This window comes from Rubrivirga litoralis (genome assembly GCF_031846415.1).
GTDB classification, from domain to species: domain Bacteria; phylum Bacteroidota; class Rhodothermia; order Rhodothermales; family Rubricoccaceae; genus Rubrivirga; species Rubrivirga litoralis.
In genome coordinates this window covers 1-24,378 of the sequence record NZ_JAVRHT010000033.1, presented here as the reverse complement: position 1 = coordinate 24,378, position 24,378 = coordinate 1, and the positions used below count along the sequence as shown (strand labels likewise).

The 24,378-nt window shown below is 74.4% G+C and carries 21 protein-coding genes; 14 read left to right on the top strand and 7 right to left on the bottom strand.

Features of this window, described 5'->3' with window-relative positions; genetic code table 11:
* The first annotated feature begins 291 nt into the window (after positions 1-291).
* On the top strand, positions 292-777 hold the full coding sequence (locus tag RM540_RS12775; RefSeq protein WP_311664693.1) for a methylated-DNA--[protein]-cysteine S-methyltransferase: 486 nt from the start codon (positions 292-294) through the stop codon (positions 775-777).
* 97 nt (positions 778-874) lie between these two features.
* Here the strand turns inward: RM540_RS12775 and RM540_RS12770 are convergent, their stop codons facing one another.
* From RM540_RS12770 to RM540_RS12755, 4 genes are all read right to left on the bottom strand, one after another.
* Entirely contained in the window at positions 875-2,209 is a 1,335-nt protein-coding gene (locus RM540_RS12770; RefSeq protein ID WP_311664691.1) for an amidohydrolase, read from the bottom strand.
* 93 nt (positions 2,210-2,302) lie between these two features.
* Positions 2,303-3,133 (bottom strand): glycoside hydrolase family protein, encoded by an 831-nt coding sequence (locus RM540_RS12765; RefSeq protein WP_311664689.1) that lies wholly within the window; start codon positions 3,131-3,133, stop codon positions 2,303-2,305.
* 649 nt (positions 3,134-3,782) lie between these two features.
* Positions 3,783-4,196 (bottom strand): SufE family protein, encoded by a 414-nt coding sequence (locus tag RM540_RS12760; RefSeq protein WP_311664687.1) that lies wholly within the window; start codon positions 4,194-4,196, stop codon positions 3,783-3,785.
* Between the two features lie 37 nt (positions 4,197-4,233).
* Entirely contained in the window at positions 4,234-4,407 is a 174-nt protein-coding gene (locus tag RM540_RS12755) for an aminotransferase class V-fold PLP-dependent enzyme (RefSeq protein ID WP_311664685.1), read from the bottom strand.
* A gap of 276 nt (positions 4,408-4,683) precedes the next feature.
* Here RM540_RS12755 and thrS point away from each other — a divergent pair, with 276 nt between their 5' ends.
* The gene (gene thrS, locus RM540_RS12750) at positions 4,684-6,759 is read left to right on the top strand and encodes a threonine--tRNA ligase (protein ID WP_311664683.1); all 2,076 of its coding nucleotides are present in this window, start codon (positions 4,684-4,686) and stop codon (positions 6,757-6,759) included.
* A gap of 37 nt (positions 6,760-6,796) precedes the next feature.
* Here the strand turns inward: thrS and RM540_RS12745 are convergent, their stop codons facing one another.
* The 3 genes from RM540_RS12745 to queC form a co-directional block, all read right to left on the bottom strand.
* Entirely contained in the window at positions 6,797-7,384 is a 588-nt protein-coding gene (locus tag RM540_RS12745; RefSeq protein WP_311664682.1) for a Uma2 family endonuclease, read from the bottom strand.
* A 697-nt stretch (positions 7,385-8,081) separates the two neighbouring features.
* A complete protein-coding gene (locus RM540_RS12740; protein WP_311664681.1) occupies positions 8,082-8,954 on the bottom strand; it encodes a 7-carboxy-7-deazaguanine synthase QueE in 873 nt (290 codons plus the stop codon).
* Positions 8,955-8,957: 3 nt separating this feature from the next.
* Positions 8,958-9,743, bottom strand: a complete 786-nt coding sequence (gene queC / locus RM540_RS12735) for a 7-cyano-7-deazaguanine synthase QueC (protein ID WP_311664680.1) — start codon at positions 9,741-9,743, stop codon at positions 8,958-8,960.
* 159 nt (positions 9,744-9,902) lie between these two features.
* Here queC and queF point away from each other — a divergent pair, with 159 nt between their 5' ends.
* The 12 genes from queF to RM540_RS12675 all read left to right on the top strand — a co-directional run bounded on the left by queF (position 9,903) and on the right by RM540_RS12675 (position 24,215).
* A complete protein-coding gene (gene queF / locus RM540_RS12730; protein ID WP_311664678.1) occupies positions 9,903-10,433 on the top strand; it encodes a preQ(1) synthase in 531 nt (176 codons plus the stop codon).
* 96 nt (positions 10,434-10,529) lie between these two features.
* Entirely contained in the window at positions 10,530-11,597 is a 1,068-nt protein-coding gene (mltG, locus tag RM540_RS12725; protein WP_311664676.1) for an endolytic transglycosylase MltG, read from the top strand.
* A 445-nt stretch (positions 11,598-12,042) separates the two neighbouring features.
* Positions 12,043-13,194, top strand: a complete 1,152-nt coding sequence (locus RM540_RS12720) for an SDR family NAD(P)-dependent oxidoreductase (RefSeq protein ID WP_311664674.1) — start codon at positions 12,043-12,045, stop codon at positions 13,192-13,194.
* Positions 13,195-13,196: 2 nt separating this feature from the next.
* A complete protein-coding gene (locus tag RM540_RS12715) occupies positions 13,197-15,377 on the top strand; it encodes an NAD-dependent epimerase/dehydratase family protein (protein ID WP_311664672.1) in 2,181 nt (726 codons plus the stop codon).
* 236 nt (positions 15,378-15,613) lie between these two features.
* On the top strand, positions 15,614-16,549 hold the full coding sequence (locus tag RM540_RS12710; protein ID WP_349256327.1) for an MDR/zinc-dependent alcohol dehydrogenase-like family protein: 936 nt from the start codon (positions 15,614-15,616) through the stop codon (positions 16,547-16,549).
* Positions 16,550-16,884: 335 nt separating this feature from the next.
* Positions 16,885-17,952, top strand: a complete 1,068-nt coding sequence (locus tag RM540_RS12705) for a Gfo/Idh/MocA family protein (RefSeq protein ID WP_311664668.1) — start codon at positions 16,885-16,887, stop codon at positions 17,950-17,952.
* 26 nt (positions 17,953-17,978) lie between these two features.
* Entirely contained in the window at positions 17,979-19,403 is a 1,425-nt protein-coding gene (locus tag RM540_RS12700) for a glycosyltransferase family 4 protein (protein ID WP_311664666.1), read from the top strand.
* 114 nt (positions 19,404-19,517) lie between these two features.
* On the top strand, positions 19,518-20,699 hold the full coding sequence (locus RM540_RS12695) for a CgeB family protein (RefSeq protein WP_311664664.1): 1,182 nt from the start codon (positions 19,518-19,520) through the stop codon (positions 20,697-20,699).
* 5 nt (positions 20,700-20,704) lie between these two features.
* Entirely contained in the window at positions 20,705-21,778 is a 1,074-nt protein-coding gene (locus RM540_RS12690; protein ID WP_311664662.1) for a CgeB family protein, read from the top strand.
* 68 nt (positions 21,779-21,846) lie between these two features.
* Entirely contained in the window at positions 21,847-22,119 is a 273-nt protein-coding gene (locus tag RM540_RS12685; protein ID WP_311664659.1) for a hypothetical protein, read from the top strand.
* Positions 22,120-22,183: 64 nt separating this feature from the next.
* On the top strand, positions 22,184-23,269 hold the full coding sequence (locus RM540_RS12680) for a CgeB family protein (protein WP_311664657.1): 1,086 nt from the start codon (positions 22,184-22,186) through the stop codon (positions 23,267-23,269).
* Between the two features lie 142 nt (positions 23,270-23,411).
* Positions 23,412-24,215, top strand: a complete 804-nt coding sequence (locus RM540_RS12675; protein WP_311664656.1) for a TIGR04290 family methyltransferase — start codon at positions 23,412-23,414, stop codon at positions 24,213-24,215.
* Positions 24,216-24,378: the final 163 nt, after the last annotated feature.

The following is a 24,378-nucleotide window of genomic DNA, read 5'->3' as shown; positions in this document are numbered from 1 at the left end:
GCTCGTCTTCACACGACGTCCGCTTGCTGTTTCTGGGGCGTGCCGGTATCATGGGTTCATCGAGTTCGGTCGCACACGCGGCCACCGAATCGGGTCGAGCTCGCCCAGCCCCGCCCTCCAGGGCGAGTTCCCCGACTGAGCGTCCGACGGTTTGACCGTCGGGCGCTCTCTTTTTGTACCTACTGCATGGTCCGCCGCGCCGACTCGGCGGCCGTTCGGGAGGCACTCTCCGTTCGCACCGTCCGACGGTGGCACGGCAGGAGCCCATTCGGTCCGGCTCTAGCTTCCCCCATGCGCCGCACCCTCACCGTCGCCACCCCGCTCGGGCCGCTCCTCCTAACGGCGAACGGCGGCGCCCTCGTCGGCGTCGCGTTCGACGCCGACCGCCCCGCCCCCACGGCCGCCCCGCCCGACGCCGAGGCGGACGCCCTGCTCGCCGCCGCCGCGGCCGAGTTGCGGGCGTACTTCGACGGCAGCCGCGCCCCGTTCACCGTCCCCGTCCGGCCCGAGGGCACGCCGTTCCAGGAGCGCGTGTGGGCCGCGCTCCGCGAGGTCCCCCACGGCGAGACCGTCGGCTACGGCGCGCTCGCCGCCCGGCTGGGCGACCCGGGCGCGGCGCAGGCCGTGGGCGCCGCGAACGGGCAGAACCCGGTCGCCGTGGTCGTCCCCTGCCACCGCGTCGTCGGGGCCGACGGCTCGCTGACGGGCTACGCGGGCGGGCTGGCGCGGAAGCGGGCGCTCCTGGACCTGGAGAGCCGGCAGGGCCGCCTGTTCTGACCACCCCGCCGCTCGCGGCACGTCGGGCGGGGTGGACACCGAGGAGCAGCGCGCTACCCCGCCCCTCGCGCCACGCGGGCGGGGCGGGCACCTTGGCTCACCGACCTGCCGACTCGTCGCCTTCGAGGTAGCCGACGGCGAGCTGCGCTAGGGTGCGGACGCCCAGCGGCAGCGCGTCCTCGTCGATGCGGAACAGCGGCGAGTGGTTGGGCGGGAACAGCTCGTCGCTCGCGCCCGGCGTGCGGACGCCGAGCCACAGGAACAGGCCGGGCACCTCGTTCGCGAAGTACGAGAAGTCCTCGGCGCCCAGGACCGGCGCGACGCCCGTGTCCAGGCCGTCGCCGGCCACGCGCTGGAGCGTCGGCGCCATGCGGTCGAGGAGGGCGGCGTCATTGGCCGTGACGGGGTAGCCGTACTCGTCGGCGATCGTGACGGTGGCGGTCGCGCCCTGGCTCGACGCGATGTCCGTCGCCGTGCGGCGGATGCGGTCGTGGAGCTCGGCGCGCATCCCGTCGTCGAGTGCACGGATCGTCCCGATCATCGCCACAGAGTCGGGGATGATGTTGGAGCGGACGCCCCCGTCGATCCGCCCGATCGTGACGACGGCCGGCGCCTTCGTGAGGTCCATCTGCCGGCTCACGATCGTCTGGAGGCCGGTCACGACGAGCGCCGAGGTCGCGACCGGATCCACCCCGCCCCACGGGTAGGCCCCGTGCGTCTGCTTGCCGTGGACGACGATTTCGAGGTTGTCCGCGCTCGCCATCATGCCGCCCGGCCGCGTCTTGAGCTCGCCGACCTCGTGGGCGCTCGTCACGTGGAGCCCGAACACGGCCTCCGCCCCGCTCAGCGCGCCCTCGGCCACCATGAGCTCGGCGCCGGCCGGGGCCTCGCCCGCCGGCGCGCCCTCCTCGGCCGGCTGGAACAGGAACACGACCGTCCCCGGCAACTCGTCGCGGACGGCCGCGAGGACCTCGGCCACGCCCATCAAGATGCCGACGTGGGCGTCGTGGCCGCACGCGTGCATCACGCCGACCTCCATCCCGTTGTAGATCGTCGTCACGGTGGACGCGAACGGGAGGTCAACGCGCTCGGTCACGGGCAGCGCGTCCATGTCGGCTCGTAGGGCGACGGTCGGGCCGGGCTTCCCGCCCGTCAGCACGCCCACGACGCCGGTCCGCGCGACGCCCGTGCGGACCTCCATTCCCAGCCCGGTCAGGTGCTCGGCGACGTAGGCGGCCGTTTCGGTCTCGCGGTTCGAGAGCTCGGGGTTCTCGTGGATGTGTCGCCGGTACGCGACCACGTCCGGCACGACATCGGCCACGAGCGCGTCGACGCGCTCGGCGAGGTCGGGGCGGGGTGGCCCGTCGGCCTGGGCGCGCGCCGGGGCGGGGAGGAGAGCGAGGGCGGCGAGCGCCGCGAGCAGCTTGGTCATGGGCGGGGCGGACGCGAGAGGCGAACCCAACGGTCGGGGTGAGACCGGAGAGTACGGCCGCCCCACCCCGTCCGCCGCTCACACGGAGGGGGCTCACGCGCCGCAACCCGGTGAGGCGTCGTCTGTCGGGTCACGGCTGCGGGGGGCGGCCTCCGCGTGGAGGAGCGCGAGGTACCGGCCCGCCGCGAGCGTGTCGAACTCGAGCCGCTGGAGGAGCCCCCCGCAGAACGTCCCGCGTGCGAGCCCGTGCGCCACTCCGCCCCCGATGCCGAGCCACTCGGCCGCCGTGACGACAGCGTCCATCTCATACCCACCTTCGACGTGCTCTGCTCCGGGGGCCAGGCGGAACGACCGCCCGTCGAACTGGACCCCGCCCCGCTGGCGGCGGGCGTCGAACTCCCGGCGCTCCTTGGCCCCAGCGCTCGGGTGCACCGGGTCGAAACGTCCATCGGCGGTCTGAGCGGCGGTCAGCCGGTTGAGTGCCCGGCTAATCGCGGCGGCCAGCCGGTCCTTGGTGGGGTACCACTGAGGGAAAAATGGGAGGGCAACGTAGGCGTCTACGAGAGCCCGCGTTGTGATTCCGTGGTACCACGTCCACGATTCGTGACCGGCCCACGCCCCGTCCGGGAGTTGAAAGGCCAGGGCCGTCCGCCGCACGCGCCGTACCATCGCCGACAGGAACCGCCGCTCCCCCGTCGCGCGGTACAGCGCAGCGAAAAGCCAGACGGGCGCGCAGGCGTGGTTGACCGATCCCGCGATGGGGTATGCCAGCAGCCGGTCCCCGATCCGCACGGCGGCGGAGAGGAGGTCGCGCCGACCGGGCGGGTCTCGCTGCCACAGTTCGACGAGGGCTGTGCCCGCAAAGGCGTAGGGCAGGTCAGGGACGAGGTGGCCCCGAAGGTGGAGGTCCCCGTTCGCAAACATCCGCCGGACCAGGTGCTCCCCTGCCGCCTCCGCACGCGCGGCGTACACTGGGTCCCCCAACGCGTCGTACGCCCCGAGATACCCCGGCACTCGTAGAGCCGCCTCCTCTACGCTAGGCCCGAGCGGGGCGCCCGTGTCGAGGGGGACCGGATCCCACGAGCCGTCCGACCGCCGCACGGCCTCGTTCGCCTCGTGGACGTGGCGGAACCGCGCGGCGGCCGCCTCGAGAGGGAGCGGGGCAAACGGGTGCCGAGGGGGGAGGACCCCCTCCTCGCAAACGGACGGGCCGTGTGGCGCGACGGGACCACGGATCGCGTGGCGGACCCGCCGGCCCGCGTAGACGCCCGCCCGTGCGGCGGCGTTGAGTCCGGTGGGGAGAGGGAGCCGGTCGGTCATGGCCCAGACCCGGCCGTACAGGCCGACGGGATACCAGCGGTTGCCCCGGTGACGGTGGAAATGGAGCATAGGGCTTCGTGCGCGTCGAGACGTGGGGTTCTAAATCCGAAAGCTGACGACGCTGCGCTACGCCTGTTGGGAGCGAGTCGTTAGGCACGTTTGGCTTGCCACGCGTGCCGTAGCCTGAACCGGAGCGGGCGCCCGGCTCCGTGCGAACGGGGGCGCGGCGCGTCCAGCGGCCCCGACCCGCCCGTTAGGCGGCGGGGCGGGCGGCGGCCCGGATCGCCCGAATCATGGTGTCGAGGCCGTTGGCGCGGTTGGACGAGATGTGCTCGGTGAGACCGATCTCGCGCGGGAACCAGAGGTCGGCCGCGGCGGCCTCCGCCGGTACGACGCCGTCGAACACGCCGACGAGGAGGGACGCGACCCCGCGGGCGAGGGCGGACTCCGAATCGGCCCGTACGCGGAAGGCGCCGTCCTCGGTCCACGTCCGCAGCCACACAGTCGACTGGCACCCGCGGACGAGCCGGTCGTCCGTCTTCTCGGCGTCGGGCAGTGGGGGCACGCGCTCGCCGTGCTCGATGACCTGCTGGGACCGGAGCATCCAGTCGACAACGAGCGCGAACTCATCGACGATCTCCTGCTGGCGGCGGTCGGTCTCGGTCATGAGCGAACCCAAAGGTCGGACCCAAAGGGCGGGGCGGCTAGCCGAATAGGGTGCGGACCGTCCCGAGCCCCTCCACGAGCGCGTCGACGTCGGCGCGCGTGTTGTAGAAGGCGAAGGACGCGCGGTCCGTCCCCGGCACATCGAACCGGTCCATCACGGGTTGCGCGCAGTGGTGGCCCGTGCGGACGGCCACGCCCAGCCGGTCGAGCACGGTCCCGGCGTCGTAACGGATGGACGCCGTCGAGGAGGAACGAGACGGCGCTGGCCCGGAGCTCGGACATCCCGACAAACGGTGCCCCCGAGGCCGATGCCGCCCCGGCCCGCCCACCTGCGGAGCCGCCCCGCCCCCTGGGTTCACCTGCAGGCGGGGCGGGGCGGCCGATTCCGCCCGGTCTTCGCCCCGCCTGCGGCCGCCGCGCGAACGGCGGGGCGGGGCGGCCGGTTAGCTTCCGCGCCCCCGACGCCGACCGCCCCGCCCTCGCACCCGATGCAGATCACGCTCCCCGACGGCACCGAGAAAGAGCTCCCCGACGGCGCGACCGGCCGCGACCTCGCCGAGTCCATCTCGATGGGCCTGGCGCGCAACGCGCTCGCCGTCGACGTCAACGGCGAGGTCCGCGACCTGGACCGCCCGCTGCCGGACGGCGCGACGGTCTCGATCCTGACGTGGGAGTCCGAGGGCGGGCAGGCCGCGTTCTGGCACTCGTCGGCGCACCTGATGGCCGAGGCCCTGGAGGCGCTCTACCCGGGCGTCCGGCTGGGCATCGGGCCGGCGATCGACAACGGGTTCTACTACGACGTGGACCTGTCGGAGACGGACCACCCGGTCCTGTCCTCGGACGACTTCCCGGCCATCGAGGCCAAGATGAAGGAGCTGGCCCGCCAGGACAGCCGGTTCGAGCGCCGCGACGTCTCCAAGGCCGAGGCCGTCGCCCACTTCGAGGACAAGGGCGACCCGTACAAGCTGGAGCTGCTAGAGGGCCTCGACGACGGCGCCATCACGTTCTACACGCAGGGCGCCTTTACCGACCTCTGCCGCGGCCCGCACATCGCGTCGACCAAGCCGATCAAGGCCGTCAAGGTCCTCTCGCTCGCCGGCGCCTACTGGCGGGGCGACGAGTCGCGCCCGCAGCTCACGCGGATCTACGGCGTCAGCTTTCCCAAGCAGAAGCTGCTCGACGAGCACCTGGAGCGGCTGGAGCTGGCGAAGCAGCGCGACCACCGGAAGCTGGGGCGCGAGCTCGAGCTGTTCATGTTCTCGGACAAGGTCGGCCCGGGCCTCCCCATCTGGCTCCCCAAGGGCGCCCGGCTCCGCGAGGCGCTCGTGGACTTCCTCAAGGAGGAGCAGGTCCGGCGCGGCTACGAGCCCGTCGTCACGCCGCACATCGGGCGGCTCGACCTGTTCCGCACGAGCGGCCACTACCCGTACTACGCCGACTCGCAGTTCCCGCCCATGTTCGCCCCGCAGTCCGCTGCGGGAGTCGAGACGGGCGGGGCGGCGGGCGCGGGCGGGGCGGTGAGCGAGGGCGCCGAGATCTTGAACGGGGGCGGGGCGGACGAGGCGGCGCCCGTCGTGGGCGGGGCGGACGACCGCGACGGCTACCTGCTCAAGCCGATGAACTGCCCGCACCACACGCAGATCTACGCCCACAAGCCGCGCTCCTACCGCGACCTGCCGGTGCGGCTCGCCGAGTTCGGGACGGTCTACCGCTACGAGCAGTCGGGCGAGCTCGGCGGCCTCACGCGCGTCCGCGGCTTTACGCAGGACGACGCCCACGTCTTCTGCCGGCCCGACCAGGTCAAGGGCGAGTTCAAGGCGGCCATCGACCTCACGCTGACCGTCCTCCGCGCGCTCGACTTCCAGGACTTCACGGCCCAGATCTCGCTCCGCGACCCGGCCGACGCGGCCAAGTACATCGGCGAGGCCGCGCAGTGGGACGCCGCCGAGCAGGCGATCCGCGAGGCGGCCTCCGAGATGGGGCTGGACACGGTCGAGGTCGAGGGCGAGGCCGCCTTCTACGGCCCCAAGCTCGACTTCATGGTCCGCGACGCGCTCGGCCGCCAGTGGCAGCTGGGGACCGTCCAGGTCGACTACAACCTGCCCGAGCGGTTCGACCTCGTCTACACCGACGAGCACGACGACCGCGTGCGGCCAGTCATGCTCCACCGCGCGCCGTTCGGGTCGCTGGAGCGGTTCGTGGGCGTGCTCCTGGAGCACACGGGCGGCAACCTCCCGCTGTGGCTGGCGCCGACCCAGGTGAAGGTGCTCCCGATCACCGACGACCAGAACGAGTACGCCGGCCAAGTCGCCAAGACCTTGGGCGGGGCGGGGTTCCGCGTCGAGACCGACACGCGGAGCGAGAAGGTGGGCCGCAAGATCCGCGACGCCGAGGTCGAGAAGGTGCCGGTCATGCTCGTCGTCGGCCGCAAGGAGGCCGAGGCCGGCACCGTCAGCGTCCGCCGCCACGGGCTGGGCGACGACTCCGACCAGGGCTCGCAGCCGCTCGACGCGCTCCGCGACGCGTTCCTGGACGAGATCGCCCGCGGGCTCGGCCGCGCCTAGCCGCCCCGCCCCGCCCGCTCCTGCTCGGGCGGGGCGGTCAGGGCCGGAGGAACAGGTCGGCCGCCTCGACCTCGAAGCCGGCGAGCGCGGCCGACGCGACGGCGCCCCGCTCGTAGACGCGGCCGGCCGCGCGGAAGGCTCCGTCGCCCGCGACGAGCACCTCGACGGACTGCTCCCCCGGGTCGAGCAGCCAGTATTCCTCGACGCCGGCCTCCTCGTAGGCCCGCCGCTTCCGCGACAGGTCGAGATAGGCCGTCGACGGCGAAAGGACCTCAGCCACCAGCGTCGGCGCTCCGTTCACGCCCCGCTCTGCCAGGCGGTCCCGCCGGTCGGCCGCGACGTAGACGACGTCGGGCTGGACGACGAGCTCATCCGCGAGCGCCACGTCGATGGGGGCCACGGCGACGTACCCGCCGTGCTCGGCGGCGTACGCGAACAGCGCGCGGTAGAGGTTCTGGACGACGTCCTGGTGGCGGAGGAGCGGGGCGGGGGACATATGGACGTGGCCGTCGAGGTACTGCGCGCGCGTCCCCTCGGGGAGCGCCTGGAACGCCTCGAACGAGGCGGGGTAGCGGACCGGCTCGGTCACGCGCGGGGGCGGGGCGGTCAGGGCGATGGGCGACATGGGAGCAAGGGACGGGGACGGCAACATAGGACGCGCCGGGGAGCCCGCCCCACCCCGGAGCCCACTCTGGAACGCCACCTCGCCCTCTGGGTCCGCCCTCTGGGTTTGCCATGAATGCAACGAAGTGCGACGCAGGCCGCCTTCTGAATGTGTGTCCGCGACAGTCCCGCTAGCCGTCCTTCCCGTGGAGGCGGGAACCCGGGGGCCGACCGCCCCGCCCTCGTACTGGATCACAGGGCGGGGTGGCTGCGCCCCCGGATCGTCGTCCGGGGCAGGCTCTGCTGCGTGGTTCGGGATGACGGTTCAAGGAGAGGTCCTCACTCGTGACCAGACTCTCGAAGGGCACAGCGGCCGGAGGGCCGTTCAAGCGCTGAGGGCGGGGCGGGGGCCGGCGCGGGACGTGTGCTGCCGCCCCGCCCCCTCCTCACGTCCACCCCGCCCTGATCGGCCGGGATCGACGCCGGCCCCTTGACTCCCAGCTACAACCCGCGGCGAGTTCTGCCGCACGGTGGTCAGGAGACACGCCGGATTCGCTCATCATTTGCTCATGCCGAGGTGAGCGGCCACGTCGCCTACGATCGCGTTCAGCGTTCCAACCCGGAGCAGGCTGTGGAGCAGGACCGTCACGTGGTGCTCGCCCTCGTCGACTGGCGCGTGAGCCGGGCGTGGCTACGACCACCCCGCCCGGGCGGGGTGGTCAGTCCACGCCGAGGTGCTTGTGCGTCTGGACCGAGACGCGCCACCGCGGGTCCTCGAACACGAGGTCGAGCGCCAGCCGCGTCGCCTCCGCCAGCCGCGGGCCGTCCTCGGGCTGGACCCAGAGCGCGCGGCGCCGCGCGGCGCCCGCGCCGTGCTCGCGGACGCGGCCGGCGAACGCGGCGTACTGGGCGGGGCGGTAGTCGGGGACGACCAGCTTGAGCTCGTCGCACGCCTCCAGGCGCAGCGCGCCCTCGGGGAGCTTTGGGCTGCACACGACCCAGTCCGGGCGGTCGCCGTCGCCGAAGGCGTCGGCCAGGCGCTGCGTCCCGTTCGTCTCGACGGCGACCGTGAAGCCGGCCGCGTGGAGCGCGCCCACGAGGGCGGCGTCGGCCTGGAGGAGCGGCTCGCCGCCCGTCAGCACGCAGAAGCGGACCGCCCCGCCCACGCGCGCGGCCTCGGCGGCGAGGGCATCCGCCGAGAGCTTGACGGCGCCCTCGCGCGTAAAGTCGGTGTCGCACCACAGGGCGCAGGCGTTCCCGTGGCGGGCCGCGTCGCGCTCGCGGTCGCCCTCGTAGCCGCTCCACAGGTTGCACCCGGCCAGGCGGACGAACACGGCCGGCCGCCCCGCCCAGACGCCCTCGCCCTGGACCGTCCGCCACAGCGCCTTGACGGCGTAGCGCCGCCCGCCCGGCGGCGAGTCGACTAGGCGGTCCGCCACCCCGCCCTCGCGCTCGTCGGGCGGGGCGGGGCGGGCGCCGGCGGGCTCCACGTCTGGCCGCCCGTGTGCCACCCCGCCCTCGCCCTCGGGGAGAGGGGACCTCGTAGCAACGTCGCGGGCGGGGCGGGGCGGGCGGAGTTCTTCAGCGTTCATCGTTCAGCGTTCTCCGAGCCACCCGTTCGCTTCGGCCTCGGCGTAGCCGCGCGCGCGCAGGACGGACGCCGGGTTGTCGAGGCGGCCGTAGCCCCACGCGTGGCGCTCGGTCCGGTCGCCGTTGTAGTCGGTGTGGCTAAGCTCGCGGACCGTTTCGAGCACGTCGAGGCCGCGGACCTCCCCTAAGTCGCGGGCCAGCTTCCACGTCTCGGCCTTCGTCAGGTGCATGAGCGGCGTCCAGATGCGGACGGGCTGGCCGAGCGCGAGGGTGAGCGTCTGCGCCTGGCTCTCGACGAAGTCGGCCCGGCAGTCGGGGTAGCCGCTGTAGTCGGTCTCGCACATGCCACCGACGAGGTCGCGCGTGCCGCGGAGGAAGCCGCGCGCGGCGGCGAGCGTGAGGAACAAGGCGTTCCGGCCGGGCACGAACGACGCCGGGAGGTCGGGCGCGAGGTCGTGAACGTCGTTCGAGTCGCGGTCGTGCTCGGTCAGCGACGAGCCGGCCAGCAGGCCGCTCAGGTCCTGGACGGCGAACGGGACGCCGGCCGCGTCGGCGATTTGCCGGGCCTGCCCGATCTCGACGGCGTGCTTCTGCCCGTAGTCGAACGCGACGGCCTCGACGCGGTCGAACGCGCCGCCCTCGGGCGAGAGCGCCCAGAACAGGCACGTCGTCGAGTCCTGGCCGCCCGAGAACAGGACGAGCGCAGAGCGCTCCGCGTCGGGCGACCTGCCGGCGGGCGACCCGCTGGCGGAGCGTTGGGCGGGCGGGGCGGGGCGGGGCGGCGTGGACATGCGCCAAGGAACGGCCCGGCGGCGGCGGTCCGCCCCGCCCGCGCGTGAGGTTCTGCGAAGAACGCGGCGCCCGCGCGGAACGGGGGCGGGGCGGCCGTTGCTATCCTCGCACCGCCCCGGCGCCACTCTGCGCGCCCCACCCCGCCCCTGGGTCCGCCCATGCCCACGACCGACTCTCCCGCCGACCGCCTCGACGCCTTCCACCAGGAGGCGCTGGAGAACACACGCGCCTCGCTCGCGCACATGGCCCGCTACGGGATCGAGCCCGAGGGCCGCGTCGCGCTGTTCCTGCCGCCGGACGCGCGCCAAGCCGAGGTCCACCGGATGCCGTACACGCACGCGGCGCGGCAGCGCGTGGTCTACACGACCGAGCCCGGCGAGTTCACGGCGCTCTGCCCGTTTTCCGGCCTCCCCGACTCGGGGACCGTCCGCGTCGAGTACGTGCCGGGCTCGTGGCTCCTCGAGCTCAAGAGCCTCAAGTACTACCTCCTGAGCTGGCGCCACATCGGGGCGGCCCAGGAGGACATCACGGCGCTCCTGTTCGAGGACCTCATGGGCTGGCTCGACGACCCCGACCGCCTCGTCGTCACGACCGACTACACGGTCCGCGGCGGCATCCACACCGTCTGCACCGTCGACAGCCGCGAGCAGGGGCGGGGCGGGGCGGCCGGCGGTGACGGCGCCGCGTGACCGCCTGAGGGGTGGGTACAGGGTACGTGGTACCGGGTACGCCTCCGATTCTAACCGTACTCCGTACCGGGTACCCCGTACCTCTCGACTCTCCCCATGAAGACCGTCCTCCTGATCCTCGTCCTGCTCGGCCTCGTCGGGGCCGGCGTCGCGGCGTGGCTCGCGTTCCTGCCCAACACGCCGGCCGCCGAGGAGCCGTACAGCGTGCGCGTCCCCGAGGGGACCTCGTTCGAGGGGCTGCTCGACTCGCTGGAGTCGGTCGGCGCGGTCCGTTCGCGGACGTCGCTGTCCGCGCTCGGGAACGTGACCGGGTGGGACGAGCAGGTCAAGACGGGGCACTACTACCTCGAGCCGGGGATGACCAACTGGGCCGTGCTCGACAAGATCAGGAAGGGGCTCCAGGACCCCATCCGCATCACGATCCCGCCGGGCAGCCGCCCCGAGCGGACGGCCCGCGTGCTCCGCAACCAGCTCGGGACCGACTCGGCGGCCGTCGCGCGCCTCCTCCGCGACCCCGCCTTTGCGGACTCGATGGGTACGAACGTCGCGCACCTCCACGGGCAGATGCTCGCCGAGACGTTCGACATGTACTGGACTGACGACGCCGAGACGGCGCTGCGGCGCATCCACGAGCGCTACGACCGCTTCTGGACGCCCGAGCGCCGCGCCAAGGCCGAGGCCCTGGGGCTGACGCCCGACGAGGTCGTCACGCTGGCGTCCATCGTCGAGTGGGAGGCGCGCAAGCCCGAGGAGCGCCGCCGGATCGCGGGCGTCTACGTGAATCGCCTGCTCGGGCGGACGTCGGCGGGCCGCATGCGGCTCCAGGCCGACCCCACGGTCCAGTTCGCGCTCATGGAGGAGGGCGGGGAGCCCCGGATGCGGCGGCTCCTGTTCCGCGACTACGCCTACCCCAGCGACTACAACACGTACCGGATCGACGGCCTCCCGCCCGGCCCCATCACGAACCCCGCCGACGGGACGATCGACGCGGTCCTCGACAACGAGGCCCACGACTACCTCTTCTTCGTCGCCGACGGCTCGGGCGGCCATGACTTTAGCCGGACCGTGAGCGAGCACAACGCGAAGGCGCGCCGGTGGAGCCAGTGGCTGAGCGAGCAGGTCCGCCAGAAGAGGGCGGCCGAGGCGGCGGGCGCGGCCCCCTGACGGCGGGCAGCGAGCAGCGAGCAGCGGGCAGAATGCGGCCGCCCCGCCCATGCCGCGGGCGGGGCGGTCGTAGGGACGACCGGCGGTCGCCCGGTGCGCAGCGGCCGCCCCGCCCTCGCTCCGTGCGAGCGGGGCGGACGCCGTAGCGGCGTTGCACGCAACGCCGTCCGCGCCACGCCGTCCGGGACCGCCCCGCCCTCTGCACCACCCCGCCCAGGCGCGCGGGCGGGGTGGCGCCTCGGCGGATCAACGCCCCGCTCCGCGCTGCGGCGCACGAACCGGCGGGCGGACTCAGGAGGTTCCCCTACAGAGGCCCGGTGACTTTCCCCAAAGTCGATCGGGCGGGGCGGGGCGGCGTGCGCGCGGGCGGCCGCCCGGGTAGGTTGATGAAGCTGCTGAACGCCCCGCCCGGGCTCCAGCGGCCCCTTCTCCACGCCCCTCCCCTATGTCTCAGACCGTCCTCGTCACGGGCGGCGCCGGCTTTATCGGCTCCCACCTTGCCGACGAACTGCTCCGGCGCGGCCACACCGTCCGCGCGCTCGACGCGCTGAGCGAGCAGGTCCACGGACCGGCCGCCGCCGCGCCCGACTTCCGCCCCGATTACCTCGCCGCCGACGTCGAGCTCGTCCGCGGCGACGTCCGCGACCGGGACGCCGTTCGCGCCGCGCTCGACGGCGCCGACCGGGTCGTCCACCTCGCGGCGGCCGTCGGCGTGGGGCAGAGCATGTACGAGATCGCCGAGTACACCGACGTCAACAACCTGGGCACGGCCGTGCTGCTGGAGGAGGTCGTCGCGCGACGCGACGCCGACCGGCCGGTCGAGAAGCTGGTCGTGGCCTCGTCGATGAGCCTCTACGGCGAGGGGCTGTACGCCTCGGCACGCGGCGACGGCGGCACGCGCGAGGTCCCGCCCCGCCCGCGCGCCCAGCTCGAAGCCCGCGACTGGGAGGTCCGCGACGCCGACGGCGAGGCGCTCACCCCGCTCCCGACGCCCGAGACCAAGACGCCCGACCCGACGAGCGTCTATGCGCTCTCGAAGTACGACCAGGAGCGGCTGTGCCTGATGACCGGCGCGGCCTACGGCGTGCCGACGGCGGCGATGCGCTTTTTCAACGCCTACGGCACGCGGCAGGCGCTCTCGAACCCGTACACCGGCGTCCTCGCCATCTTCGGCTCGCGGTTCCTCAACGACAGCCCGCCCAAAATCTTCGAGGACGGCCGCCAGCTCCGCGACTTCGTCCACGTGACGGACGTGGCGCGGGCGGTCGCGCTCGCGCTGGAGGCCCCCGAGGCCGACGGCGAGACGTTCAACGTGGGCAGCGGCGACCCGCGCTCGGTCCTCGACATCGCCCGGCTAACCGGCGAGGTGCTGGGCAAGAGCGACCTCGACCCCGAGGTCGTCGGGACGTACCGCGTCGGCGACATCCGCCACTGCTTCGCCGACATCACGAAGGCCGAGGAGCGGCTGGGCTACCGGCCCCAGGTCGCGCTCCGCGACGGGCTCGACGAGCTGGCGGGGTGGCTCGACACGCAGACGGCGACGGACCGCGTCGACCAGGCCAGCGGCGAGCTGGCGGCCCGGGGGCTCACGGTTTGACCATGCACAACGACACGACGACGAACGCGACCCCCGACAACGCCGCGGCGGGCGGGGCGGCGTGGGGCCTGCTCGAATGGATCCGCACGGGCGAGTACGAGCGCGCCGAGGAGGTCCTCTCAGACCTCGCCGCGCTGGGCGTCGAGCACGTCCGCACCGGGCTCTCGTGGGCCGACTTCGTCTCGGACGGCGGGCCGGAGTGGTTCGACTGGCTCCTCCCGCGCCTCGCGCGCCAGGCCGAGGTGCTCCCGTGCGCGCTCTACGTCCCGCCCTCGATCTCGCGCTCCGGCAACCCGACGTCGCCGCCCCGCGACCTCAAGGCCTACGCCGACTTTCTCGACGTCGTGCTCGACCGCTACGGCCGGCACTTCGAGCACGTCGAGATCTGGAACGAGGCCAACAACCACCACTACTGGGACTGGTACGCTGACCCCGAGTGGGACGCGTTCGCTGAGATGGCGAGCGGGGCGGCGCACTGGGTCCAGAAGCGGGGGTGGAAGACAGTCCTCGGCGGGATGAGCCCGACCGACCCGCCCTGGCTCTACCACATGGGCAAGAAGGGCCTGCTCGACTTTATCGACGTCGTCGGCGTGCACGGCTTCCCGGACACCTGGGACGACAAGTTCCTCGACTGGCCCCAGACGCTCGACACCGTCCGCGCCACGCTGGAGCACGGGGGCTGGGCGCGCCCGCTGTGGATCACTGAGGCCGGCTACGCCACGTGGCGCCACGACGAGCACCGCCAGGTGCTCGAGTTCCAGCGCGCGCTGGACTCGGGCGCCGGCCGCGTCTACTGGTACGCCGCGCAGGATCTCCACCCCGACCTCCCGGCCGACAGCGGGTTCCACCGCGACGACCGGCACTACCACTTCGGGCTGAAGCGCGCGAACGGGCGGCCCAAGCTGCTCCACCGCCTCCTGGCGTCCGGCGACCCGGCGGCGCTCGCGGCCGTGGCCGCCCACGCCGAGCGCGTCCCGGCCGCGCCCGAGCCGCCCCGCCCCGGCTTGAGCGGGGCGGTCCCGGGCGGGGCGGCCGCAAACGAGGCGCCCGCGGGCGGGGCGGCCGACGCCCGCGGCGACGGGGCCGCCGTCGCGGCCCCGGCCCTCCACGTCGACGGCGCCCGCGACGACCGCCCCGCCCTCGTCACGGGCGGGGCCGGCTTCGTGGGCACGAACCTGGCCGCGCGGCTGGCGTCGGAGGGCCGCCGCGTCCGCGTGTTCGACAACCTCTCGCGGCCGGGCGTCGAGACGAACCTGGCGTGGCTGACCGAGACGTACCCCGACCGCGTCGAGGTGGAGCTGGGCGACGTCCGCAACGCGTTCGCCGTGCGCCACGCCGTGCGCGACGCGTCGGCGGTGTACCACTTTGCGGCCCAGGTCGCGGTCACGACCAGCCTGACGGACCCGCGCGAGGACTTCGGCTCGAACCTCGAAGGCACGCTCAACGTGCTCGAAGCCGTCCGCGAGCGGTCCGCCCCGCCCCCGCTCCTGTTCACGTCGACGAACAAGGTCTACGGCGACCTCGCCGATCTGGAGATGGAGGAGGGCGAGACGCGGTGGGCGCCGGCCGACGCCGAGACGCGCGCGCACGGGATCTCCGAGGCCCGCCCGCTCGACTTCCACAGCCCCTACGGCTGCTCGAAGGGGGCCGCCGACCAGTACGTCCTGGACTACGCCCGCTCCTACGGGCTCCCGGCAACGGTCTTTCGGATGAGCTGCATCTACGGCCCGCACCAGTTCGGGACCGAGGACCAGGGGTGGGTCGCCCACTTCCTCATCCGCGCGCTCGCACGCGAGCCCATCACGCTCTACGGCGACGGCAAGCAGGTCCGCGACGTCCTGTTCGTGGACGACCTCGTGGACGCGCTCGTCGGCGCCGTCGAGCACATCGACCGGACCGCCGCGCGCGCCTTCAACATCGGGGGCGGGGCGGCGAACGCGGTCAGCCTCGTCGAGCTGCTCGATCAGATCGGCGGCCTCACCGGCACGCCCGTCGACGTGTCGTTCGACGGGTGGCGCCAGGGCGACCAGCGCTACTACGTGGCCGACGCGCGGGCGCTCGGCGACGCCATCGGCTGGGCGCCCCGCGTGGGCGTCGACGAGGGCGTCCGCCGCCTCCACGACTGGCTCGCCGCTCACCACCCCGCCCTGGGTCAGGGGGTCAGTGGATCGGTGGGTCAGTAGGTCGGTACGACTCGTTTGGGACACTCGCGCACCTCCCCGCCCCGGTCTCGCTGAAAGGGCGGGGCGGGAGCGCACGAGGCGATTGAGGAGCCCCCTCTCCCTGACCTACTGATCCACTGACTTACCGACCTACCGCACCACCACCCGTGACCGACCCGTCTCCCGCCCCGCCCGCCGCCGCCGCCCCGCCCGGGCCGTCGCGCGCCGCCGTCGTCACCGAGCCGGGCGGGGTGGAGATGCGCGACGTGCCGCTCCCCGAGCCCGGCGCCGGCCAAGTCCGCCTCCGGCTGGAGGGGTCCGGCGTGTGCGCCTCGAACGTGCCCGTGTGGGAGGGCCGCGAGTGGTTCTCATACCCGCAGGAGCCCGGCGGGCCGGGCCACGAGGGCTGGGGCGTGGTCGAGGCCGTGGGCGAGGGCGTCGAGGCGCCGGCCGTGGGCGACCGCGTGGCGGCCATCACCTACCACGCCTACGCCACGCACGACCTGGCCGACGCCGAGGGCTGCGTCGTGCTCCCGCCGTCGCTCGACGGCGTCCCGTTCCCGGGCGAGCCGCTAGGCTGCGCCCTCAACATCTACCGCCGGGCCGGCGTCGAGGCCGGGCAGACCGTCGCCGTCGTCGGCGTCGGCTTTCTCGGCGCGCTCCTCACGCAGCTGGCCGTGGCCGACGGCGCCCGCGTCGTCGGGATCTCGCGCCGCGGCACGTCGCTGGACGCCGCCCGCGCGGCCGGCGCCGCCGAGACCATTGAGCTCGACGGCGACCGGGGACGCGTGGTCGAGCGCGTGTTCGAGCTCACGGGCGGGGCGGGCTGCCCGGTCGTGTTCGAGTGCACGGGCAAGCAGGACCCGCTGGACCTGGCCGCCGAGCTGTGCGCCGTCCGCGGCCGGCTCGTCGTGGCGGGCTACCACCAGGACGGCCTGCGGTGCGTGAACATGCAGCTCTGGAACTGGCGCGGGCTCGACGTCATCAACGCGCACGAGCGCGACCCGGCCGTTTACACCGAGGGCATCCGGCTGGCCGTCGCGGCCGTCGCCGAGGGCCGGATGGACCCGCGCCCGCTCCTCACGCACACCTACGGGCTCGACCGGCTGGGCGAGGCGCTCGACGCCACGGGCGCGCGGCCGGACGGGTTCATGAAGGCGCTCGTCGTCACCGCCCCGCCCTCGGATGACTAAAACGGTCCGCCTGGTGGGAGTCCCCTCCCCCACCGGGGGAGGGCCGGACCCAACGGGCGGGGTGGGGGACCAACGTCCGGGCCGGGCGGGGCGGCCGACTCTGCTGCCCCGCCCGCGGCGCCGCCTCTAGCCCTTCCTCGCTGCACCGACTGATGGCTGAATAGGGCGGGGAAGTCGATCCTACCGCCCCGCCCATTAGGACCACCCCGCCCACCCGGTCCACCACGCATGCCCCTCCTGGCTGCGCCGACCTGACGGTTGTCCAGGAGGGGGACCTTTTCTCTCGCCGCCCGCCGCTCGCTTCTCGCCGGGGCGGGGCGGCCTGCCCCAACCCGATGGAGACGACCGACACCGCGACCACCCCCCGCCCCGCCCCGCCCGCGGGGCGCCCGCGCCTGGGGTTCTTGGGCGTCGGGTGGATCGGGCGGAACCGGATGGAGGCGATTGTCCAGAGCGGGGCGGCCGAGGTCGTCGCCGTGTCGGACCCGTCGAGCGAGGCGGTCGCCGCGGCGCAGGAGGCGGCGCCGGGCGCCGAGGCGGCGGCGGACCTCGACGCGCTCCTCGCGCTCGACCTGGACGGCGTCGTGATCGCCACGCCGAGCGCGATGCACGCGGCGCAGAGCGTGGCGGCGCTCGAACGCGGCGTCGCCGTGTTCTGCCAGAAACCGCTGGCGCGGAGCGCGGCCGAGGCCCGCCGCGTGGTCGACGCCGCACGCGCGGCCGACCGGCCGCTGGGCGTCGACCTCTCGTACCGCCGCGTCGCGGGCGTCCCCGAGATCCGCAACCTCGTCCAGGGCGGCGCGCTGGGGAGCGTCTACGCCGTCGACCTCACGTTCCACAACGCCTATGGGCCGGACAAGGCGTGGTTCTACGACGCCGAGCGCTCGGGCGGCGGGTGCGTCATGGACCTCGGCGTGCACCTCGTCGACCTCGCGCTGTGGGCGCTGGACTACCCAGACGTCGAGGCCGTCCAGAGCGCGCTGTACTCGGGCGGCGAGCGGCTCCCGCTCCCCGTGGACCGCGTCGAGGACTACGCCCTCGCTACGCTGGACCTGGCGGGCGGGGCGGCGAGCGCGGCCGGCGCGACGGTCCGCCTCGCGTGCTCGTGGAACGCGCCGGCCGGCCAGGACGCCGCCATCGAAGCGACGGTCTACGGGACCGAGGGCGGGGCGCGCCTCGCGAACGTCGACGGCTCGTTCTACGACTTTACGGCCGAGCGCCTCCAGGGGACCGCGCGCGAGACGATCGCCGCCCCGCCCGACGACTGGGGCGGGCGCGCGGCCGTGGCGTGGGCCGAAGGGCTGGCCGCCGGCGCCGGCTTCGATCCGGAGGCCGAGCGACTCGTCGCGCTTCACGACGTGCTCGATTGGATCTACGGCCGCCCCCGGACGGAGCGCCCGTGACGCCGCCCCGCCCCCTCCGCGTCCTGATGACCGCCGACACCGTCGGCGGCGTGCTGACGTACGCCGTCGAGCTGGCGGGCGCGCTCGGGCCGCTCGGCGTCGAGGTCACGCTTGCGACGGCGGGCGGGGCGGTCCCGGCTGCCGAGCGCGCCCAGATCGAGGCCATGCCGCACGTCGCGCTCTGGGAGAGCGACTACCAGCTCGAATGGATGGACAATCCGTGGGGCGACGTGGCGGCGGCCGGCGACTGGCTGCTCCGCCTCCGCGACGCCGTGCGCCCCGACGTCGTCCACCTCAACGACTACGCGCACGGGGCGCTCGACTGGGGCGTGCCGGTCGTCGTGGCCGGTCACTCGTGCGTGCTCTCGTGGTGGGAGGCCGTCCACGGCGAGCCCGCCCCGCCCGCCTGGGGCCGCTACGCCGACGCCGTCCGCGCCGGTCTGGGCGGGGCGGACGCCGTCCTCGCGCCGACGGCCGCCATGCTGGACGCGCTCGTCCGCCACTACGGGCCGCTCCCGCCGTCGGCCGTCGTGCCGAACGGGCGCGACGCGCGGCGCTTTCCTCCGGCCGAGAAGGAGCCCGCCGTGCTCGCAGCGGGGCGGCTGTGGGACGAAGCCAAGGGACTCGACCGGCTGGCCGAGGCCGCGCCTGCGCTGCCGTGGCCGGTCCGCGTGGCCGGGAGCACGGCGCACCCCGACGGTGGTTTGCGTCCCGCCCCGCCCGGCGTCGAGGCGCTGGGGCGGCTCGCGCCCGACGCGCTCGCGGCCGAGATGGGGCGGGCCGCCGTCTACGCCCTCCCCGCCCGCTACGAGCCGTTCGGGCTGAGCGCGCTCGAAGCCGCCCTCGCCGGCTGCGCGCTCGTCCTGGGCGACGTCCCCTCGCTCCGCGAGGTGTGGGGCGGGGCGGCCCTCTACGCCTCGGACGCCGCCGCGCTCGCGGACGCCGTCGGCGCGCTCGCCTCCGACGCCGACGCCCGCGCGCAGTGGGCGGGGCGGGCGCGGGCGCGGGCGCTGACGTTCACGCCGGAGCGGACGGCCGAGGGCACGCTCGCGGTCTACCGCCGCGCGCAGGCGTCGTTCGGCGCGGGCGGGGCGGGCTCTGAGCGGCTGTTTGGGATCTCCCCCTCCCCCACCGGGGGAGGGCCGGGGTGGGGGACAGACGTCGGCTCGGGGCGGGGCGCTCGGCCCGTCACCCCCCTCCCAGCCTCCCCCCGCTGGGGGGAGGAGAACGCCGTGCAGCCTCAAACAGACTCTGAGAAGCGCACGCCTTCCCACCCCGCCCGCACACTCGCTACGGCGTCCCCTCTTCCCCCGGGAGAGGGACAACCGACAGGTCGGCGGAGCCAGGGTGAGGGAGCGGCGTCCGAGTGGGGCGGGGCGGCCGCTTCTGCCGCCCCGCCCGTCGGAACCGCCCTGCCCACCCGACAACCACCCCTGGCCCCTCCTGGCTAGGAGGGGGACTGCCGCCGCCCCGCCCTGCTCGCCCGCTCTCCGCGTGACCTCGCGCTAGCGGCCGCCCCGCCCGCGGCGCGCCTTGCTCGTCACTCGTTACCCGCTCCCCGCCGCATGACGTTCGCGCTCTTCTACCACTCGCTCCTCTCCGACTGGAACCACGGCAACGCGCACTTCCTGCGCGGCGTCGTGAGCGAGCTCGTCGCGCGCGGCCACGACGTGACGGTCTGGGAGCCCGAGGACGCGTGGAGCCTCCAGAACCTCCGCGCCGAGCACGGCGAGGGGCCGGTCGAGGCGTTCCTCGACGCGTACCCGCAGCTCCGCGGCATCAGCCGGTCCTACGACCCGGCGACGCTGGACCTGGACGAGGCTCTGGGCGGGGCGGACGCCGTCGTCGTGCACGAGTGGAGCGACCACGACCTCGTCGCCCGCGTCGGGCGGCACCGGCGGGGCGCCGGCTACCGGCTCCTGTTCCACGACACGCACCACCGGGCGGTGACGGAGCCCGAGACGATGGGCGCCTACGACCTGAGCGGGTTCGACGGCGTGCTCGCCTTCGGCGACGTGCTCCGCCGGCTCTACCTCGACCGCGGCTGGGCCGAGCGCGCGTGGACGTGGCACGAGGCGGCCGACACGCGCTTTTTCTACCCCCGCGAGGCCGAGCGCGAGGGCGACCTCGTCTGGGTCGGCAACTGGGGCGACGAGGAGCGGACGGCGGAGCTTCACGAGTTCCTGCTGGACCCCGTCGAGGCGCTGGGGCTGAGCGCCCGCGTCCACGGCGTCCGCTACCCCGAGCACGCGCGCGCGGCGCTCGCGGCGGCCGGCATCGAGTACGGCGGCTGGCTCCCCAGCGCCGACGTGCCGCGGACGCTCGCGCAGTTCGGGGTAACGGTCCACGTCCCGCGCCGGCCCTACGTCGAGGCGCTCCCCGGCATCCCGACGATCCGCCCGTTCGAGACGCTCGCCTGCGGCATCCCGCTCGTGTGCTCGCCGTGGGACGACGCCGAGGGCCTGTTCACGCCCGGCGAGGACTTTCTCATCGCCCGCGACGGCGCCGAGATGCAGCGCCACCTCCGCGACGTGCTCCACGACCCGAGCCTCGCCGCGTCGCTCCGCGCGCACGGCCTCGCCACGATCCGCGCCCGCCACACCTGCGCCCACCGCGTCGACGAGCTCGACGCCATCCTTGCCGAGCTAGGCGTGGGCGGGGTGGAGCCCGCCGCCCCAAAACCCGCCGCCCCGCCCGAGCGGGGCGGGGCGATTTCCAGTCCCCAGTCCCCGATCCCCAGTCCCTAACCGCCGTGCACATCGCGTTTTTCGGCTCCAGCCTCGTCTCGGCCTACTGGAACGGGGCGGCCACCTACTACCGCGGCATCATCCGCGCGCTGAGCGAGCGCGGCCACACGACCACGTTCTACGAGCCCGACGCCTTCGACCGCCAGGCCCACCGCGACCTCGACGACCCGGATTGGGCCGAGAGCGTGGTCTACGAGCCCACCGAGGCCGACGCGGCCCGGATGCTGGAGCGCGCCGCCGGCGCCGACCTCGTGGTGAAGGCGAGCGGCGTCGGCGTGCTCGACGAGTACCTGGAGCGCGAGGTGCTCCGCCTCCAGGCGCCGGGCACGCTCGTCGCCTTCTGGGACGTCGACGCGCCGGCCACGCTCGACCGCGTGCAGACGGACGCGGCCGACCCGTTCAGCCCGCTCGTCCCGCAGTACGACCTCGTGCTGACGTACGGCGGCGGCCCGCCCGTCGTCGACGCCTACCGCGCGCTCGGCGCCCGCGACTGCGTCCCGATCTACAACGCGCTCGACCCGACGACGCACCACCCCGCCCCGCCCGACCCGCGCTTCGAGGGCGGGCTGGGGCTGCTCGCGAACCGGCTGCCCGACCGCGAGGCGCGCATCCTGGACTTTTTCTACGGCGCCGCCGAGCGGCTCCCGGACGAGTCGTTCCTCCTGGGCGGGAGCGGGTGGGCCGAGCACGCGCCCGACCTCGCGAACGTCCGCACGCTGGGGCACGTGGCGGTCCCGGACCACAACGCGTTCAACTGCACGCCGCGCGCGGTCCTCAACGTGAGCCGCGAGAGCATGGCGCGGTACGGGTTCAGCCCGGCCACGCGCGTGTTCGAGGCGGCCGGCGCCGGGGCGTGCCTGATCACGGACGCCTGGGAGGGCGTCGACCTGTTCCTCGAGCCCGGCCGCGAGGTGCTCGTCGCCGAGGGCGGGGCGGACGTGGCCGAGCACCTCGCCGCGCTCACGCCCGAGCGCGCCCGCGACATCGGCGACGCCGCGCTCCGCCGGATGCTCGCCGAGCACACCTACGCTCACCGCGCGGCCGTGCTGGAGAACGTGTTGGAGGGCGTCGGCGTGTAGGGGCGGGGCGGCCGGTGCAGCCGCGCCGAGTCCGCCCCGCCCTCTCCCCTCCCCTTTCCCCTCTTGCCATGAGCCAGACCACGACCGACCACAACACCATCCGCACCTGGGCCGACGAGCGGGGCGGCACGCCCGCCGCCGTCAAGGACACGCAGGACGGCGACAGCGAGGTCATCCGCCTCATGTTCCCCGACGCGCCGCAGAGCGAGTCCGATAACCTGAAGGAGATCTCCTGGGACGAGTGGTTCGAGCAGTTCGACGCCAACGGCCTCGCGCTCCTCTACCAGGACCAGACCGACGACGGCGAGACGAGCCGGTTCAACAAGCTCGTCTCCCGATAGCGCAGGGACGGGGTCCGGCGGTACAGCACCTCGCCGGCTCCCCGTACCGAGTACCCCGTACCGAATGCCCCCGCCCCTCGACATCGTCGTCCTCGGCCTCTCCATCACGTCGTCGTGGGGGAACGGCCACGCGACGACGTACCGCGCGCTCGTCCGCGCGCTCGACGCCGCCGGCCACCGCGTGCTCTTCCTGGAGCGCGACAAGCCGTGGTACGCCGACAACCGCGACCTCCCCGCCCCGCCCTACGGCACGACGCGGCTCTACGACTCCCTGGACGAGCTGAAGGACGAGCACGCCGACGCCGTCCGCCGCGCCGACCTCGTCGTCGTCGGGTCGTACGTGCCCGACGGCGTGGCCGTGGGCGACTGGGCGCAGGCGACGGCGGGCGGGGCGGTCGCCTTCTACGACATCGACACGCCGGTCACGCTCGCGAAGCTCGGGCGGGGCGACACCGAGTACCTGGCGCCGCGCCAGATCCCGGGCTACGACCTCTACCTCTCGTTCACCGGCGGCCCTACGCTGGACCGGCTGGAGCGCGAGTTCGGGAGCCCGGCGGCGCGGCCGCTCTACTGCTCGGTCGACCCCGAGGCCTACGCGCCCGACCCCGCCGCCCCGCCCACGCACGACCTGGGCTACATGGGGACGTACTCGGACGACCGTCAGCCCGGCCTCGAACGGCTCCTCCTCCACCCCGCCCGGCAGTGGCGGGCGGGGCGGTTCGTCGTCGCCGGGCCGGGCTACCCGGACGACGTCGCGTGGCCGGACAACGTGGACCGTGTCGACCACCTGCCGCCGGCCGAGCACCGGGCGTTCTACACGAGCCAGCGGTGGACGCTCAACCTGACGCGGGCCGACATGGTCGCGGCCGGCTACGCGCCGAGCGTCCGCCTGTTCGAGGCCGCCGCGTGCGCGACGCCGGTCGTGAGCGACTGGTGGGAGGGGCTGGATTCTTTTTTTGTACCGGGCGAGGAGATCGTCATCGCGCGGTCCTCCGAGGAGGCGCTGAGCGCGCTCCAGGACACGCCGGACGACGAGCGCCGCCGCATCGGCGAGCGGGCGCGGGCGCGCGTGCTCGCCGCCCACACGGCGGCCCACCGCGCCGAGGAGCTCGTCGGCTACGTCCACGAGGCCCGCGCCGCCACCGCTTGACGCCCCGCTACAACACGCCCGACGAGACGACCGGCGCGCGTCCGATGCGCGACGGGGGATTCGTGACTCCCGCCGGGACAGGTCACGCATCCCTCATCGCACATCCGCGCCTACGGCCGCTCCCCACGCCACCGCCCCGCCCATGACCCTCGACACGCTCCAGTCCGCCGGCCCCGCCGCGCCTTCCACCGCCGCCGAGCGCGCCGTGGCCGAGCGCGCGCCGTGGTTCCACAACCTCCACCTCCCCGACGGGACGCAGACGGCGCCCGACCACCCGCTCGGCGACTTTCCCGCGTTCAAGTGGCGCGAGATCGCCCCGCACGTGCCCGACGACTTGAGCGGGTGGCGCGTGCTCGACATCGGCTCGAACGCCGGGTTCTACGCCTTCGAGCTGGCCCGGCGCGGGGCCGACGTGACCGGCCTGGAGTTGGACCCGCACTACATCGCGCAGGCCGAGTGGGCGGCCGAGCAGTTCGGGCTCGCCGACCGCGTCCGCTTCCGGCAGGGGACGGTCTACGACCTCGCGCGGATGGACGAGACGTTCGACCTCGTGTGGTTCATGGGCGTCTTCTACCACCTCCGCTACCCGCTCCTCGCCCTCGACCTCGTGGCGCGCGCGGCCGAGCGGCTCGTCGTGTTCCAGACGCTCACGGCCCCGGGCGAGGCCGCCGCCGCCCCGCCCGAGAACCTGCCCATCGACGCGCGCGAGCAGATGGCCCAGCCGGGCTGGCCGCAGATGGCCTTTATCGAGCACCGCCTGGCTGGCGACCCTACGAACTGGTGGGCGCCGAACGCGGCGGCGTGCGAGGCCCTGCTCCGCTCCGCCGGCCTCCGCGTCGCCTCGCGCCCGGGCCACGAGATCTGGGTCGCCGAGCGAGCGGCCGAGGACCCGAACGCGGCGGCGCGGGCGGCGGAGCTCCAGGCTGTCGCGGGCGACGGCGCGTAGCCGGCGGGCGGGGCGGTCCATCTCGGGAGCGCCCGCCCCGCCCGCGCTAGCTGTCCCAGGTCCGCGCGCTGCGCGCCCGCCCCGCCCGCGCCCTCGGCGCACAGGCGGGGCGGCGGGCGCCGTTCGGGGCGGCGCGTGCTCCGCCCGAGGCCGTCCCGCCCCG

Excerpts from the sequence above, each read along its gene's own strand:
- RM540_RS12680 (WP_311664657.1), top strand. The coding sequence starts at position 22,184 with ATGCCCCCGCCCCTCGACATCGTCGTCCTCGGCCTCTCCATCACGTCG.
- RM540_RS12705 (WP_311664668.1), top strand. The coding sequence starts at position 16,885 with ATGGAGACGACCGACACCGCGACCACCCCCCGCCCCGCCCCGCCCGCG.
- RM540_RS12745 (WP_311664682.1), bottom strand. The coding sequence starts at position 7,384 with ATGTCGCCCATCGCCCTGACCGCCCCGCCCCCGCGCGTGACCGAGCCG.
- RM540_RS12770 (WP_311664691.1), bottom strand. The coding sequence starts at position 2,209 with ATGACCAAGCTGCTCGCGGCGCTCGCCGCCCTCGCTCTCCTCCCCGCC.
- RM540_RS12720 (WP_311664674.1), top strand. The coding sequence starts at position 12,043 with ATGTCTCAGACCGTCCTCGTCACGGGCGGCGCCGGCTTTATCGGCTCC.
- queF (WP_311664678.1), top strand. The coding sequence starts at position 9,903 with ATGCCCACGACCGACTCTCCCGCCGACCGCCTCGACGCCTTCCACCAG.
- RM540_RS12765 (WP_311664689.1), bottom strand. The coding sequence starts at position 3,133 with ATGTTTGCGAACGGGGACCTCCACCTTCGGGGCCACCTCGTCCCTGAC.
- RM540_RS12740 (WP_311664681.1), bottom strand. The coding sequence starts at position 8,954 with ATGAACGCTGAAGAACTCCGCCCGCCCCGCCCCGCCCGCGACGTTGCT.
- RM540_RS12685 (WP_311664659.1), top strand. The coding sequence starts at position 21,847 with ATGAGCCAGACCACGACCGACCACAACACCATCCGCACCTGGGCCGAC.
- RM540_RS12775 (WP_311664693.1), top strand. The coding sequence starts at position 292 with ATGCGCCGCACCCTCACCGTCGCCACCCCGCTCGGGCCGCTCCTCCTA.
- RM540_RS12715 (WP_311664672.1), top strand. The coding sequence starts at position 13,197 with ATGCACAACGACACGACGACGAACGCGACCCCCGACAACGCCGCGGCG.
- RM540_RS12760 (WP_311664687.1), bottom strand. The coding sequence starts at position 4,196 with ATGACCGAGACCGACCGCCGCCAGCAGGAGATCGTCGATGAGTTCGCG.
- RM540_RS12710 (WP_349256327.1), top strand. The coding sequence starts at position 15,614 with ATGCGCGACGTGCCGCTCCCCGAGCCCGGCGCCGGCCAAGTCCGCCTC.
- RM540_RS12675 (WP_311664656.1), top strand. The coding sequence starts at position 23,412 with ATGACCCTCGACACGCTCCAGTCCGCCGGCCCCGCCGCGCCTTCCACC.
- thrS (WP_311664683.1), top strand. The coding sequence starts at position 4,684 with ATGCAGATCACGCTCCCCGACGGCACCGAGAAAGAGCTCCCCGACGGC.
- RM540_RS12695 (WP_311664664.1), top strand. The coding sequence starts at position 19,518 with ATGACGTTCGCGCTCTTCTACCACTCGCTCCTCTCCGACTGGAACCAC.
- RM540_RS12700 (WP_311664666.1), top strand. The coding sequence starts at position 17,979 with ATGACCGCCGACACCGTCGGCGGCGTGCTGACGTACGCCGTCGAGCTG.
- mltG (WP_311664676.1), top strand. The coding sequence starts at position 10,530 with ATGAAGACCGTCCTCCTGATCCTCGTCCTGCTCGGCCTCGTCGGGGCC.
- queC (WP_311664680.1), bottom strand. The coding sequence starts at position 9,743 with ATGTCCACGCCGCCCCGCCCCGCCCCGCCCGCCCAACGCTCCGCCAGC.